Source organism: Serratia sp. H402Y (assembly GCF_051172415.1).
Lineage (GTDB): Bacteria > Pseudomonadota > Gammaproteobacteria > Enterobacterales > Enterobacteriaceae > Serratia > Serratia ureilytica.
This window is the reverse complement of record NZ_JBPIYZ010000001.1, coordinates 2,868,223-2,881,610: the sequence shown is the minus strand read 5'-3', so window position 1 is coordinate 2,881,610 and position 13,388 is coordinate 2,868,223. Positions and strand designations below refer to the sequence as shown.

Genomic DNA, 13,388 nt, shown 5'->3' with positions numbered 1-13,388 from the left:
GGTAGTCGCGCCACAGGACTTCGGCGATGTCCGCCATGCCCATAGGGGCCCCCGGGTGGCCGGAATTTGCTTTTTGTACGGCGTCCATGCTGAGTGCGCGGATGGCGTTGGCAAGCTCTTTACGAGAAGACATAACGAAACTCCAGTGCGATTACAGTTGAGCGGCCAACATGTCTTCCAGCTTCTGCTGGTCGACGGCGAACAGGCGGATGCCTTCGGCGAGTTTTTCTACCGCCATGGCGTCCTGATTGTGCAGCCAGCGGAATTCCGCTTCGGCCAGCGGAGCGGGTTGGTGGAAGCCCTCGGTCGACGGGGTCAGCTTGCGCTCGACCGGCTGTTCGCTGTTTTTCAGCTGCTCCAGCAGGTTCGGCGCGATGGTCAGGCGATCGCAGCCGGCCAGCGCCAGGATCTGCTCAACTTTGCGGAAGCTGGCGCCCATGATCACTGTCTGGTAACGATGACGCTTGTAGTATTCATAGATGGTGCGCACCGATTTCACGCCCGGATCCTGATCGGCGTCGTAGTCGGCGGCAGGCTGTTTAGCCTGGTACCAGTCATAGATGCGGCCGACGAACGGCGAGATCAGATACACGCCGGCTTCGGCGCAGGCGCGGGCCTGAGCGAAGGAGAACAGCAGCGTCAGGTTGGTGTTGATGCCTTCTTTTTCCAGCTCTTCGGCGGCTTTGATGCCTTCCCAGGTGGAAGCCAGCTTGATCAGGATGCGCGATTTGTCGATGCCCTGTTCCTGATACATGCCGATCAGTTTGCGCGCTTTGGCGACGCACATGCCGCGGTCGAACGACAGGCGGGCGTCCACTTCGGTGGAGATGCGGCCCGGCACGCTTTTGAGGATCTCGACGCCGATGTTGACCGCCAGTTTATCGCTGGCGTTGATCAGCTGGGTTTCCTTGCTGCCGCCCTGGCGGCGGGCATACTCCAGCGCTTCGGTGATCAGCGCTTTGTACTGCGGCAGCGCGGCGGCTTTCAGGATCAGCGAAGGGTTGGTGGTGGCGTCCTGGGGTTCGAACTGGCGGATGGATTCGATATCGCCGCTGTCGGCGACCACCGTGGTCAGCTGCTTGAGTGCGTCTAATTGATTCATTGATAAGCTCCTTGACCAAGCTCAACGTAGGGAAATGAGAACCTTTTTCATCATAGGGGGAACACACTGCATCATCGGATCGAGAATGAAAATGCGCTTTTTCTGATTGTTGCGATGGATAATAACAATGAATGACGAATAAACCCAGGCGGAGCGCGGCTTGCGCGCGACCGCCATCGAGACTGCAGGCGGTTTAACGCCGACCGACCGCGTTTTCGTAATAGCCGATCCGCTCGACTTTCGGCGCCGATCCTCCCCCTTCAAACTCCGATTCCAGCCAGGCATCGACGATGGTTTTCGCCAGTTCGGCGCCGATGACCCGCGCGCCCAGCGTGATGATCTGCGCATCATTGCTTTTGCGCGCCCGTTGGGCGGAGTAGGTATCGTGACATTGCGCCGCGCGAATGCCGGGCACTTTATTGGCCACGATGCTCATACCGATGCCGGTGCCGCACAGCAGGATCCCCCGCCGATGTTTTTCCTCCCGTATCGCCTGCGCGACGCGATAGGCGATATCGGGATAGATCCCCGTTTCTGCGGTGCGATCCGTCGTGTAGTCAATGACGGGAATGTCCCGTCGTTGCAGGTGGGCGACGATCAGATCCTTCAATTCAATGGCGGCATCGTCGGCGCCGATGGCGATAGGCAGCATAGCGGTCTCCTGATTGGTAACGAAAAGGGCGGCGATCCTCGGTGGCGCCACGTTCATTACCGTATCCCTGTTTAATCAAATGTTCAATTGATGTTCTTTTGTTTTTTGCCTGATTTTTCTGTTCCTCCCTTTAAAAGGTGACAGTCGTCACTAAAAAAGAGGTTTTAATCGTTATTTATCCTCATGCAGGCGGGTTTTTGAGCGATATCACAGTTTGGCAAGTTCTCTGTGGGCAAATTGAACGCGTGACGTTAGTGTTCATTTGTTCTTTGTTTGTGTTATTGATCATAAAGAGTCACCCTACCAGAGGAGAGTGCTATGTGTCAGACCTGCATGACAGAGGCGAAAATGGCGGACGGTATCCCCGAGATCATGAAGGCGGTTGTGGCGTACGCCCCGAAAGATTACCGCCTGGAACAGGTGCCGGTACCGAAGATCGGCCCGAAAGAGATCCTGGTGAAGATCGAGGCCTGCGGCATCTGCGCCGGCGATGTTAAAGCGTTCGAAGGGGCGCCCAGCTTCTGGGGCGATGAAAAACAACCGGCATACATCAAGGCGCCGATGATCCCCGGTCATGAGTTTATCGGCCACGTGGTGGGATACGGCGAAGGCGTCGAGGGCTTCAATCTCGGCGATCGGGTGATATCAGAACAGATCGTTCCCTGTTGGCAATGCCGCTTCTGCAACCGCGGCCAGTATTGGATGTGCGAAAAGCATGACCTGTACGGTTTCCAGAAAAACGTCAATGGCGGCATGGCCGAGTACATGAAGTTCACCAAAGAGGCGATTAACTATCACGTACCGGCCGATCTGCCGATCGAAAAAGCCATTCTGATCGAACCCTATGCTTGCTCCTTCCATGCGGTGCAACGCGCCAATATCAAACTGGGCGATGTCGTGGTGCTGGCCGGCGCCGGCACCCTGGGGCTGGGCATGATCGGGGCGATCAAAAAGTCCGGGCCCTCGAAGCTGGTGGTGCTGGATCTGTCCGACGAGCGTCTGGCGCTGGCGAAGCGCTTCGGCGCGGATGTGACGCTGAACCCGACCCGTGACGACGTGCCCGCGGCGGTTAAAGCGATGACCGATGGCTACGGCTGCGACATCTACATCGAGGCGACCGGCGCCCAAAAGTCCGTGGAACAGGGCCTGACGCTGATCCGCAAACTCGGCACCTTCGTGGAATTTTCCGTGTTCAAGGATCCGGTGACCGTCGACTGGAGCATCATCAGCGACCGCAAGGAGCTGGACGTGCTCGGTTCGCACCTCGGCCCTTACTGCTACCCGCTGGTGATCGAAGGCATCGCCAATGGCGATCTGCCAACCGAAGGCGTGGTGACGCATACGCTGCCGCTGGAACAGTTCGCCGAGGGCTTCGAGCTGATGAAGCGCGGCATCGGTTCAATCAAAGTGGTGCTTAATCCAAACCTCTGAAACCTGCATCGTTCTTCGGGTGCGGGCGAGCCTGCGCCTCCATAATCACATGTGCTGGGGTGTTCTATGTTGCATGGACTGATTCATCGCATTGGTCTGTCACCGAAACTGCTGCTGGGCTATGCCGGCGTGTTGGTGTTCATGATGGGCGAAGGGCTGGAACAAGGATGGCTGTCGCCTTATTTGATCGGCAAGGGGCTGAGCATTCAGGAATCGGCGCTGCTGTTCAGCGTTTATGGCTTTGCGGCCGCGATCGCCGCCTGGTTTTCCGGCGTGCTGGCGGAAATCTTTACCGCCCGGCGGGTGATGTTGGCCGGCCTGCTGCTGTTTCTGTTCGGTTCGGTGTGCTTTTTGACGTTCGGCCTGCCGAGCAACAACCTGGCGATCATGGTGCCGACCTATGCGCTGCGCGGCTTGGGTTATCCGTTATTCGCCTACGGTTTTCTGGTGTGGGTGGCGTATGAGGCGCCGCCGGAAAGGCTGGGGTCGGCGGTGGGGATTTTCTGGTTCGTCTACAGCGGCGGGCTCAGCGTGCTGGGCGTGCTGTATTCCAGCATCATGCTGCCTTATCTCGGTGAGATCCACACGCTGTGGAGCGCGCTGATTTTCGTCGTGCTGGGCGCGGTGATTGCGCTGATGCTCAATCGCGACGACGGCGCGGCACAGAGCGGCAACCGTGAAAAGGCGTCGCTGGGTTACGTCTTGAAAGGCATCACCATCGCGTTTGAAAACCCGAAGATTGGCCTGGGCGGCATCGTGCGCACCATTAATACCTCCGCGGCATACGGCTTCGTCGTATTCATGCCCATGTACATGATGGATATGGGATTCACCCGCACGCATTGGCTGCAGATGTACGCCGCGCTGTGGACGGTCAACATCATTTTCAACCTGATTTTCGGCGTGATCAGCGACGGTCTCGGCTGGCGCAATGTGGTGATGTGGTTCGGCTGCGTCGGCTGCGCCTTGACCACGCTGATGTTCTACTACGTACCGCAATTCTTCGGCGCCAACTACCTGCTGACCGTTTGCGCCGCCGGTTTGTTCGGCGCCTGCCTGGCGGCGTTCGTGCCGCTGTCGGCCATCATGCCGTCGCTGGCGCCGGACAATAAGGGCGCGGCGATGTCGATTCTCAATCTGGGCGCCGGCCTGAGCACCTTTGTCGGCCCGGCGGTGGTGGGGCTGTTTATCGGCAGTCTCGGCACCGTTGGCGTGATCTGGATCTTTACCGGTTTGTACCTGTTCAGCGGCGTGCTGATGAAATTTGTCACGCTGCCGAAGGAAAGCGCGATGGCGCAGGAAGAACGCGGCGCGAGTTTGGCGAAAATATCCTGACCGAGGGTGAAGTTCACAGTTTTAAGGGGAAATATATGATTAATCATCAAACTACGGCGCCGCGCGAGCTCTCGCTGCAGGGCAAGGTGGCGCTGATTACCGGCGGCGCTGCGGGGATCGGCCTCGCTATCGCCGAACGCTATCTGCAAAACGGCGCGCGCGTGGCGCTGCTCGATCGTGCGCCGCAGGTTGCTGAAGTGGCGCGACGGCTGGACGCCGAGGCGGCGGTGGGCGTCGTGGCCGACGTCACCGATGCCGCGTCGGTGGAGCGGGCGGTGGCGCAGAGTGAGGCGCATTTCGGGCAGCTGGACGTGCTGGTCAACAGCGCCGGCATCGTCACGCTGCATCCCGCTGAGGAACTGCCGGAAGCGGCGTGGGATGCAACCCAGGCGGTCAATCTGAAAGGCGTGTTTCTCACCTGCCAGGCGGTGGGCCGCCGTTTCATTAGTCAGCGCGGCGGCAGCATCATCAATCTCGCCTCGCAGGCCGGGGTGGTGGCATTGCCGAATCACCTGGCCTATTGCGCCAGCAAAGCGGGCGTGATCGGGTTGACTCAGGTGCTGGCGCTGGAGTGGGGGCCGCACAACGTGCGGGTCAACGCCATTTCACCCACCGTGGTTTTGACGGAGCTGGGCCGTAAGGCCTGGTCTGGCGAGGTGGCTGAGCAGATGAAGCAGAAAATCCCGCTGCGGCGCTTCGCCGAGCCGCAAGATATCGCCGCCAGCGCCCTGTTTTTGGCCGGCGACGCGGCGGCGATGATCACCGGCGCCAACCTGGTGGTCGACGGCGGTTACACCATTCAATAATTTCTTATTCAGGCGACAGAGAGGCCGCGATGAACAGAATCATTAACGATCCCGATCACGTAGTGGAAGACGCCATTCAGGGCTATAGGCTGGCCCACCCGGACTATTACGCCGCCACCGACAATGCGCGGGTGTTGAAATATCCGCCGGCGCCGATCGCCGGCAAAGTGGGCATCGTCACCGGCGGCGGTTCCGGCCATGAGCCGGCGTTCCTGGGCTATGTCGGCAAAAACATGCTGGATGCCGTCGCGATTGGCGAGATTTTTTCATCGCCTACGGCGGGGGCTTTTCTCGATGCCTTCAAGGCGGCGGACAGCGGTGCGGGCGTCGCTTGCCTGTACGGCAACTACGCCGGCGACAACATGAACGTCAAGATGGCGATCAAGAAGGCCACGGCGGCCGGCATACGGGTGAAAACCGTGGTGGCCAACGATGACGTCGCCTCGGCACCGGCCAGTGAGATCGATAAACGGCGCGGCGTGGCCGGAGAAATTCTGATGTGGAAGGTCGGCGCGGCGGCGGCGGCCAAGGGATACGATCTGGACGGCGTGATCGGCGCGGCGCAAAAAGCCATCGACCGGTGTCGTTCGATCGGCGTCGGCCTCAGTTCCTGCACCATTCCCGCGGTCGGCAAACCCAATTTTCATATCGAAGACGGCAAGATGGAGATCGGCATTGGCCATCACGGCGAACCGGGCATTGAGGTGTCGCCGATCCAGTCGGCGTCGGCGATGGCCGGCACCATGCTCGATTTCGTGCTCAACGACATGCCGCTGGAACAGGGGCAGGAGGTGGCGTTGCTGATCTCCGGGCTTGGCGCCACGCCGGTGATGGAGCTGTATATCTATTATGCCGAAATAGAGCGTCGGTTGACGGCGAAAGGCGTGCGGGTGCATCGGCGCTACGTCGGCAATTACTTCACGTCGCTGGAAATGATGGGCGTGACGCTGACGCTGATGACGCTGGATGACGAACTGAAAACGCTGCTGGACATGCCGGCGCAATCTTTAGGCTTAACCCAGGTGGAGTGAATCATGACGGAACAAATTTCAACCCGGTACGGCAATGAGATCGTTACGGGGCTGATAGAAACCATTGTCAGCAACCGCGAATACCTGAGCGAAATCGACGGCGCCATCGGCGACGGCGACCACGGCATTAACATGTCGAAGGGATTCGCGATGTGCGGCGATGCCATTCGCGGCCGCGAGCTCACGTTGGCGCAGGCGTTCGATGCGGTTTCCGATGCGCTGATGGAGGGCATCGGCGGTTCGATGGGGCCGCTGTACGGTAGCCTGTTCATGGGCATGGCGGAGAGCGTGCGCGAGCGCAGCGTGCTGGATAAGCAGGCATTTTTGGCGATGTTGCACGGCGGTTTGCGCGAACTGCAGGACATCAGCAGCGCGGGCGTGGGGGACAAGTGTCTGATGGATACGCTGATACCGGCGGTAGCGGCGTTTGAGCAGGCGGCGGGGCGTGGTGACGACTTCGCCGCTGCGCTGGAACAGATGAGGATCGCCGCGGCGCGCGGGCGCGATTCCACGCGCGAGCTGGTGGCGAAAATCGGCCGCGCCAGCCGCCTGGGCGAGCGTTCGCGCGGCGTACTGGACGCCGGCGCGGTATCTTGCTGCCTGCTCTTGACCCGATTGGCGGACGAGGTGGAGCAACGACTGAATACCGTTGCCGCCTGAACGCGTTATACTAGCGGGCATTCAGCATTGTCGGAGGGGCGTGTATCGTCCCTCCGCCATGATTAACCGGCCTGCCGTGGGGAAACGTCTAACGGATGGAAAAACAAACTGTGTCCCAGGATAACGAACTGCTGACCGAAATCGCCGTTGCTTATTATCAGGATGAGATCACGCAGGAAGAGATCGCCAAAAAGTTCGGCATCTCACGGATCAAAGTCGGTCGTTTGCTCAAGCGCGCCAAGGAAGAAGGCATCGTCGAGATCAACGTGCGTTATCACCCGGTGTTCAGCACCCGGCTGGAACAGCAGATGATGGAACGTTTTCCCATCAGCCGCGCGCTGATCGCGCTCGATCATCAGGACGAAGAGGAACAGCGTCGGCAAGTGGCGGCGCTGGTGTCCAACTACCTGGCGATGTCGCTGAAAGACGATATGGTGTTGGCGGTCGGGCAGGGACGCAACGTGGCGGCGATCGCCGATCACGTCGGCAGCGTGACGGAGCGCAACTGCAAGTTCATCTGCGGCATCGGCGGCACCCACCGTCCGGGCGATGCGATCAATGCCGACCATATCAGCCGGCGCTTGGCGAAGAAGTTCGGCGGCAGCAGCGAGACGCTCTATGCGCCGGCCTACGTCGAAAATCGCGCGCTGAAAGACGCCTTCATGCAGAACGGCACGATCAAGGAAACGTTGGATCGCGCGCGTAAGGCCGATGTGGCGTTAGTCGGCATTGGCGACATGAATGAAAACAGTTATATGGTGAAATTGGGGTGGTTTACGCCGCACGAGATTATCGACGCCAGCCTTAATCAGGGCGTGATCGGCGACATCGCCGGCTATGACTTTTTCAATGCCCAGGGGCAGCATGTCGATACGGTGATGAATGACCGTGTGATTGGGCTGAGCATTGATGAGCTGCGCAAAATTCCGTGCGTGATCGCCATTGCCTCCGAGAATACCAAGGCGCTGGCGATTTTGGGCGCGTTGCGCACCGGCGCCATCGACATTATCGCCACCAGCGCGCTCAATGTGCGCACTATCCTCAACATGTCGCAATAGCGGCACCCGCAAAAAAGGGTTCAGCGCCAGGCTGAACCCTCCAGAGACATCCCCCTTTTGACGGATCAGTGGCTGAGGTTGACGTCGATCGCCTGATAGAAGGCGTTGGCGGTGTCGGCTATGTCCCACACGGCAAGGATCACGTGCGAACCGCTGCGATCTGCCGGTATGTTGCACTGGTGGGTGACCTGCGCGGCAGGGATGGCGCCGCCGTCGTTGAACTGGCAGAACGGCGTCAGGTCAAAGGAAGCGCGGGTCAGCGGTTGAGAAGCGTCCCAGTTCGGCTTGGTGATGAAATAGCGCCAGCTGGTGGTGCTGTGACGCGCGGTCAGCTTCCAGGTAAAGGAGTTCGGGCCGGTTTTCAGGTTGAGCTTGTTCCAGCGCGTCGGCGTTTGCTGATCCAGTTCGAAGAAGGTGGACTTGTTGGCGCTGGCGATATGGCCGTCAACCGGACCGGCCTGCGGGAAGCCTTTCAGGCCCTCGACGCTCTGCGGTTCGTACTGCACGCTGCCGCACTGGGTGTTGAGCTGCAGTTTGCACTGGTAGGCGCGGCTGGCCGGCGACTCGACATAACCGTGAGCATTCGCCTGTTGCGAAACGCCGAACATGGCCGCGCTCAGCAGGCCCAGAGAGAGCAGGGTACGGGAAGTTTTGTTCATAAGTCACTCCTGACTGAAATTATGTTGTAAGTTGAGCGTATTTCACCGACAAAATGAGAGACTAATAACGCAATTAGAAATAACTCTTCTTGTCGGCTTGTTTTATTTTTATCATTCTGGTCGTGCGATAGAGCGGAATGTTTTAACGGCTATTAACGAAAATTATTATGATGACGATCTTTGATCGTTAGGCTGAATTTATTTAACTGTCGCTGTGTAAAAGTAGGGCGCTATGATGAATTTTATATCAGGTCGTGATGAATAGTATTTAAGATAGCGCTCTCATTTATGAAGTATATTGCTTGTTGCTATGAGTACCCTTGTTCGATTTGATCGATTTTTGTGCGCCACCACCTTGGGAATTTAGTGTCATTTTTCTTATTTTATTTTAAAGAGGAATTTGTATGACTAGATTATCCCTGGACGCGATTAAAATAATCAGCACCATCAAGAGCACCGGTTCTTTCTCTATGGCGGCGGAGGCGCTGCATAAAACGCCTTCGGCGATCTCTTATCGGGTTTCCAATATTGAAAGCAAACTCTGCGTGAAACTTTTTCATCGCAATGGCCCCATGATTACCCTGACGGATGAAGGGGAATTTCTCCTGCAGGAAGGCAGCTGGATATTAAATGCGGTGCAGGATCTGGAAAGCCGGGTGCGCAACATCCCCAAGCTGGACAATAATATCCGCCTGGCGGTAGACACCTTCTTCCCGTTGGAAACCCTGACGCAGGATATCCGCGACTATATTCAGCATTGCCCGAACGCCAGTATCTCGGTGCAGCGAGAAGCGTTGAACGGCACCTGGGATGCGCTGAAGAACAACCGGGCGGATCTGATCATCGCCATTGGCCAAATTCCCGACAGCGTGCAGGCCAAAACCCTGATGCTCGGCAAGCTCAACTTTGTGCTGTGCGTGTCGCCTTCGCACCCGTTCGCGGCGCAGAGAAAGCCGGTGTGCAAGAAACAGCGGTTGAACGACATCGTGGTGGTGATCGCCGACAGCAGCCATGAGCTGCCCAAACGCAATCACGGCACGCTGCCCTTGCAGCGTCAGTTGGTGGTATGCGATGTGGAAAGCAATCTGGCGCTGCTCAAGCGCGGCATCGGCCACGCTTTTCTGCCGCCTGCTTTGATCGAAAAGGAATTGGCCAGCGGCGAACTGGTGACGGTGCCGGTAGAGATGCAAAAAGGCGACGAAATGATTTGGCTGGCGTGGCACCCGGCCAGCAAGGGCGCCGGGTTTAACTGGTGGCATGAGCGGCTGACGCGCAAAAGCGATGTCTACAGCCTGATGGGCCGCGAAGTGGTGCGGGATGGCGGTTATCCTTGGTGCCACAACTGAAGGAATAGAGACGAAGGGACGCGAAAATCAAACGGTTAACTCAATGAAAACCCCGCAGCATTCGGCTACGGGGTTTTTTTACGGCTTACGCCACGCGGCCCACCTTCAGCCAGGCGCCGTCAGAACCGGGCGCCGAGGTGATGTAACCCCATTTGGTCTGCCAGACGTAACCCTGATAGGACACCAGCGCGCCCTGCGCGTAAGTGGTGCCCGGCACATAGGCCGGCGCGGTCATGATCGGCAGGTTGCCGGGGCCGACGCCGGTGTAGCGCAGCCCGGTGCCCATATCCAGCTGGCTGTCGTCGTAGTCCGCGGCGTTGAAATAGCGATCCAGCGAGGCCAGCAGATCGCCGTTGCGGTTGTCTTGCCCCAGATGCCAGAACATCACGCCGCCCAACTGCTGCTGCTTGATGTATTTCGCTTTGTATTTGAAGCTCTCGGCATCGTCATAGGTGACGAACAGCCCTTTCTGCGCATGATACAGGTAAGGCGTTTTGGTCTTGTCGTTCCACAGCCGCTGATAGCCGTAGTTGCCCAGCAGCATCTGCTCCAGTTGGCGATAGGAGGCGATGCGCGGATCCTTGTCGCGCACGCACTCTTCGCAGCCCACCAGCCAGTAATCGGTGTTCGGGTACGGATCTTCGCCCGGCGTGCTGTGGCTGCTGTATTGCCCGCCGTTGCCGCCGCTGACGCCCTTGAAGGCGCGGCCGTAGAAGGGCACGCCCATCACGATTTTGGCGCTCGGCACGCCTTCCATCATCAGGTGTTGCTGCACCGCGGCGTCGACCGTCAGGCTGAACGGGCTGGGGAAGGCGCGGGTCAGCTCTTCCCAGCTCCAGCCCAGGTTGGCTTCGCGCAGCGCATTGTAGAAGGTCGGCCCGGCCGCATCGCCGAACAGCGCCGCCTGGTGGTTGGTTACTTTCTCCCAGGGGCCGGCCAGATCGTAGGTCATGAGGTTGATGTAATCGAGCGGCGCGACGATCTGCGCCAGCTTGCTGTAATAGCGCGACAGGAAGAAGGCGCCGCCGGCGCCGGCGATGGTCAACTGGTACGGCAACGCCTGGCGGCCGTCGGCGACGGTTTGCTGGTTCAGCAGGGTGCGGATCTCCTGCAGCGCGGCGATGAAACCGTCCACTTCCGCGGCTTGCGGGTACTCCCAGTCGATGTCCACGCCGTCGAAGCCGTAATCCTTCATGATGCGCACGCAGGATTGGGCGAACTTGGCGCGCGACGCCGGGGTTTTCACCGCGTTGACGTAGTTGGCGTGCGACACACCCAGATCGTTGGAGTAGTACCAGCCGCCGATGGAGAACATGATGCGCAGGCTGGGGTTGTGCGCTTTGAGCGCGGTCAGACGGTTGACCACATCGCGCGCCTTGGCGTCGTTGGTGGCCGGATCCCAGGCGCATTCCAGATTGCTGTTGATATCCAGGAACGAGAAGTTAATGTGCGTCAGCTGTTTGGCTTTGGCCGGCGTGATGTTGGAAACCGGGAACGGCACGACAGACGTATCGGTCTCGGTGTAATTATTGATTTGGTTGGTCGGAATAAAATAATACCCAATAACGGCTTTACGTGTGGACATGGCATTTCTCCAGAGTGGATGTTTTTCGGTGGGGAAATATTTCCCGTTGCCATTAATGTTTATTTTTCGCGGAAATAACAGTCGAAACAAATCACGATAAGAATGAATTTTTTATTCACTGCCGCCTGCCTTGGCGTTTATGTGTTGTGCCAGCATTCAGCATGAATGAATTCGACCATAGGGCCTGTATTTATTCATTTGCTTTGTAATAGCATCCTTAACTAGATTCTGAGTATCCGATGTCCCACCGGCCGTGATTGGCATTTAATTAAAAATAAAAAAGGAGATGAGCTATGTCCAGCATAGAGCCTGACGCTGTTGGCTTAATAGTCCAGCGAGTATGTGAATATCTTCAGCCGGTATTGAACGCCATTCTGGCCGGCGTGATGGCGCTATTACACGGCGCCTATCGCAACGTGGATATTCGGCGACGTTTATTGAATGCGGCGATGTGCGCGTTATTGGCCTGGACGGTGCGCGATGCGCTGGCGTTGATGGGCCTGGAATTAAACTGGGCGAATTTGGCCAGCGTATTGATTGGCTTTATGGGGGCGGATTACATCAACGCCTTAATTAAAAAATTCATCGGCAAAAAAACGGGGTTTAAAAATGTTAAATGACATCGAAGAGATTCGCTTTACCGCCCGCAGCGAAGAGAACCTGCGCGGCGTGCATCCGGATCTGGTGCGCGTTATTCGTCTGGCGCTGCGCTATTCCCTGGTGCCGTTTTCCGTCAGCGAGGGGCTGCGCAGCATGGCGCGCCAGCGGGAAATGGTGCGCGCCGGCAACAGCCAAACGCTGCGCAGCCGCCATCTGACCGGACACGCGGTGGACGTGGTGGCGATGCCGGCGGGCGTGGTCTCCTGGGAGTGGGATTACTACGCGCAAATTGCGGTGGCGGTGCGGCGCGCGGCGCGTGAATGCGGCATCAACGTCGAATGGGGCGGCGAATGGAAGACCCTCAAGGACGGCCCGCACTTCCAGCTGCCGTTTCGGGACTATCCGGCATGAGCGGCTGGCTGCAAAAACTGATGCAGGGCGGCTTGCTGCTGCTGTTGCTGGCGGCTATCTGCCTCGGCGGCTACAGCTCGCTGTTGTCGCACCAGTTGGCGTCCGCGCGACAACAGGCGGCGGAACTGCAAAAAAGCCTGGCGCAGCAGGCGGGGCTGATCGCCACCCTGCAGACACAGGACGCGCAAAACCGCGCGCTGATGGCGGCGCAGCAGCGGCAGGAACAGCAGCTGCGCCAGCAACACGAGGCTTATCAGAGGAAATACCGTGAAGCGATTAAAAACGATCCCTGCGCCGCTCGGCCTCTGCCTGGCGCTGTGCTTGAGCTCCTGCGCCCGGCCGCCGGCGCCGCAGGCCGTGCCGCTGTTGCCCCCTGAGTCGGTATTTGCTCCCTGTGAGCAGCCGCAGTTGCAGGGGGAGACTTGGGGCGATGCGGTGAGCTATGTCCTGGCATTACAAACCTCGTTACACATTTGCGCCGGCCAGGCGGAGACGCTCAACGCCTGGCGCGCCACGCTGCCGCCGCGCTGACGGCGGCGCTTGTCTGACTTGTCCCGCAGGCCTTCTTTTTTTACTTTTAAAACGCTCTTTCGACCAAGGTTATGGCGCGCTTCAAAGTTTGTGATGTTTCTCTCACTATACTTCAAGGCTGTGCCCTGTCATTGTAATTGGGCGCCATGGCCCACGGCAGGGCGCAGCCTCAAAGCCTTAC

At 58.5% G+C, this 13,388-nt stretch carries 16 protein-coding genes; 11 read left to right on the top strand and 5 right to left on the bottom strand.

The annotated features are described in order from the left end of the window. The 3 genes from ACSBQS_RS13960 to rpiB form a co-directional block, all read right to left on the bottom strand. On the bottom strand, nucleotides 1-133 hold a 133-nt coding region (locus tag ACSBQS_RS13960; protein WP_139159286.1), incomplete at its 3' end, for a hypothetical protein. Nucleotides 134-151: 18 nt separating this feature from the next. After that, on the bottom strand, nucleotides 152-1,102 hold the full coding sequence (tal, locus tag ACSBQS_RS13955) for a transaldolase (protein ID WP_016926754.1): 951 nt from the start codon (nucleotides 1,100-1,102) through the stop codon (nucleotides 152-154). A gap of 193 nt (nucleotides 1,103-1,295) precedes the next feature. Next, a complete protein-coding gene (gene rpiB / locus ACSBQS_RS13950) occupies nucleotides 1,296-1,754 on the bottom strand; it encodes a ribose 5-phosphate isomerase B (RefSeq protein WP_033643988.1) in 459 nt (152 codons plus the stop codon). A 318-nt stretch (nucleotides 1,755-2,072) separates the two neighbouring features. Between rpiB and ACSBQS_RS13945 the strand changes: the two genes are divergently transcribed. From ACSBQS_RS13945 to ACSBQS_RS13920, 6 genes are all read left to right on the top strand, one after another. Beyond that, nucleotides 2,073-3,185, top strand: a complete 1,113-nt coding sequence (locus tag ACSBQS_RS13945) for an MDR/zinc-dependent alcohol dehydrogenase-like family protein (protein WP_033643987.1) — start codon at nucleotides 2,073-2,075, stop codon at nucleotides 3,183-3,185. A 66-nt stretch (nucleotides 3,186-3,251) separates the two neighbouring features. Further along, complete coding sequence (locus ACSBQS_RS13940) at nucleotides 3,252-4,520, top strand: MFS transporter (protein WP_033643986.1); 1,269 nt, start codon at nucleotides 3,252-3,254, stop codon at nucleotides 4,518-4,520. Between the two features lie 35 nt (nucleotides 4,521-4,555). Then, on the top strand, nucleotides 4,556-5,326 hold the full coding sequence (locus ACSBQS_RS13935; protein ID WP_434990837.1) for an SDR family oxidoreductase: 771 nt from the start codon (nucleotides 4,556-4,558) through the stop codon (nucleotides 5,324-5,326). A 29-nt stretch (nucleotides 5,327-5,355) separates the two neighbouring features. After that, the gene (locus ACSBQS_RS13930; RefSeq protein WP_015378693.1) at nucleotides 5,356-6,357 is read left to right on the top strand and encodes a dihydroxyacetone kinase subunit DhaK; all 1,002 of its coding nucleotides are present in this window, start codon (nucleotides 5,356-5,358) and stop codon (nucleotides 6,355-6,357) included. A 3-nt stretch (nucleotides 6,358-6,360) separates the two neighbouring features. Then, nucleotides 6,361-7,017, top strand: a complete 657-nt coding sequence (gene dhaL, locus ACSBQS_RS13925) for a dihydroxyacetone kinase subunit DhaL (protein ID WP_197665916.1) — start codon at nucleotides 6,361-6,363, stop codon at nucleotides 7,015-7,017. Between the two features lie 95 nt (nucleotides 7,018-7,112). Next, nucleotides 7,113-8,075, top strand: coding sequence for a sugar-binding transcriptional regulator (locus ACSBQS_RS13920; RefSeq protein ID WP_004936575.1), 963 nt, complete (start codon nucleotides 7,113-7,115; stop codon nucleotides 8,073-8,075). Between the two features lie 65 nt (nucleotides 8,076-8,140). Here the strand turns inward: ACSBQS_RS13920 and ACSBQS_RS13915 are convergent, their stop codons facing one another. Continuing rightward, nucleotides 8,141-8,734 carry a lytic polysaccharide monooxygenase gene (locus tag ACSBQS_RS13915; protein ID WP_033643984.1) on the bottom strand — a complete coding sequence of 198 codons (594 nt, stop codon included), beginning with the start codon at nucleotides 8,732-8,734 and terminating at the stop codon, nucleotides 8,141-8,143. A 404-nt stretch (nucleotides 8,735-9,138) separates the two neighbouring features. Between ACSBQS_RS13915 and ACSBQS_RS13910 the strand changes: the two genes are divergently transcribed. Further along, the gene (locus ACSBQS_RS13910) at nucleotides 9,139-10,080 is read left to right on the top strand and encodes a LysR family transcriptional regulator (RefSeq protein WP_025303805.1); all 942 of its coding nucleotides are present in this window, start codon (nucleotides 9,139-9,141) and stop codon (nucleotides 10,078-10,080) included. 85 nt (nucleotides 10,081-10,165) lie between these two features. Here ACSBQS_RS13910 and ACSBQS_RS13905 read toward each other — a convergent pair whose 3' ends face one another. Next, nucleotides 10,166-11,665, bottom strand: coding sequence for a glycosyl hydrolase family 18 protein (locus ACSBQS_RS13905; RefSeq protein ID WP_342164074.1), 1,500 nt, complete (start codon nucleotides 11,663-11,665; stop codon nucleotides 10,166-10,168). 293 nt (nucleotides 11,666-11,958) lie between these two features. Between ACSBQS_RS13905 and ACSBQS_RS13900 the strand changes: the two genes are divergently transcribed. Genes ACSBQS_RS13900 through lysC form a run of 4 tightly spaced genes read left to right on the top strand, consistent with a single transcriptional unit; the run spans nucleotide 11,959 to nucleotide 13,207 of the window. After that, complete coding sequence (locus tag ACSBQS_RS13900) at nucleotides 11,959-12,285, top strand: phage holin, lambda family (protein ID WP_434990833.1); 327 nt, start codon at nucleotides 11,959-11,961, stop codon at nucleotides 12,283-12,285. After that, the gene (locus ACSBQS_RS13895; protein WP_033643981.1) at nucleotides 12,275-12,676 is read left to right on the top strand and encodes a M15 family metallopeptidase; all 402 of its coding nucleotides are present in this window, start codon (nucleotides 12,275-12,277) and stop codon (nucleotides 12,674-12,676) included. Before ACSBQS_RS13900 ends, ACSBQS_RS13895 begins: the two co-directional genes overlap by 11 nt. Beyond that, on the top strand, nucleotides 12,673-13,053 hold the full coding sequence (locus ACSBQS_RS13890; protein WP_197778117.1) for a DUF2570 family protein: 381 nt from the start codon (nucleotides 12,673-12,675) through the stop codon (nucleotides 13,051-13,053). Before ACSBQS_RS13895 ends, ACSBQS_RS13890 begins: the two co-directional genes overlap by 4 nt. Beyond that, nucleotides 13,034-13,207, top strand: a complete 174-nt coding sequence (lysC, locus tag ACSBQS_RS13885) for an Rz1-like lysis system protein LysC (protein WP_434990829.1) — start codon at nucleotides 13,034-13,036, stop codon at nucleotides 13,205-13,207. Before ACSBQS_RS13890 ends, lysC begins: the two co-directional genes overlap by 20 nt. Nucleotides 13,208-13,388: the final 181 nt, after the last annotated feature.

Excerpts from the sequence above, each read along its gene's own strand:
- ACSBQS_RS13935 (WP_434990837.1), top strand. The coding sequence starts at position 4,556 with ATGATTAATCATCAAACTACGGCGCCGCGCGAGCTCTCGCTGCAGGGC.
- ACSBQS_RS13900 (WP_434990833.1), top strand. The coding sequence starts at position 11,959 with ATGTCCAGCATAGAGCCTGACGCTGTTGGCTTAATAGTCCAGCGAGTA.
- ACSBQS_RS13890 (WP_197778117.1), top strand. The coding sequence starts at position 12,673 with ATGAGCGGCTGGCTGCAAAAACTGATGCAGGGCGGCTTGCTGCTGCTG.
- ACSBQS_RS13920 (WP_004936575.1), top strand. The coding sequence starts at position 7,113 with ATGGAAAAACAAACTGTGTCCCAGGATAACGAACTGCTGACCGAAATC.
- ACSBQS_RS13905 (WP_342164074.1), bottom strand. The coding sequence starts at position 11,665 with ATGTCCACACGTAAAGCCGTTATTGGGTATTATTTTATTCCGACCAAC.
- ACSBQS_RS13910 (WP_025303805.1), top strand. The coding sequence starts at position 9,139 with ATGACTAGATTATCCCTGGACGCGATTAAAATAATCAGCACCATCAAG.
- dhaL (WP_197665916.1), top strand. The coding sequence starts at position 6,361 with ATGACGGAACAAATTTCAACCCGGTACGGCAATGAGATCGTTACGGGG.
- tal (WP_016926754.1), bottom strand. The coding sequence starts at position 1,102 with ATGAATCAATTAGACGCACTCAAGCAGCTGACCACGGTGGTCGCCGAC.
- ACSBQS_RS13915 (WP_033643984.1), bottom strand. The coding sequence starts at position 8,734 with ATGAACAAAACTTCCCGTACCCTGCTCTCTCTGGGCCTGCTGAGCGCG.
- ACSBQS_RS13945 (WP_033643987.1), top strand. The coding sequence starts at position 2,073 with ATGTGTCAGACCTGCATGACAGAGGCGAAAATGGCGGACGGTATCCCC.
- ACSBQS_RS13940 (WP_033643986.1), top strand. The coding sequence starts at position 3,252 with ATGTTGCATGGACTGATTCATCGCATTGGTCTGTCACCGAAACTGCTG.
- rpiB (WP_033643988.1), bottom strand. The coding sequence starts at position 1,754 with ATGCTGCCTATCGCCATCGGCGCCGACGATGCCGCCATTGAATTGAAG.
- ACSBQS_RS13930 (WP_015378693.1), top strand. The coding sequence starts at position 5,356 with ATGAACAGAATCATTAACGATCCCGATCACGTAGTGGAAGACGCCATT.
- ACSBQS_RS13895 (WP_033643981.1), top strand. The coding sequence starts at position 12,275 with ATGTTAAATGACATCGAAGAGATTCGCTTTACCGCCCGCAGCGAAGAG.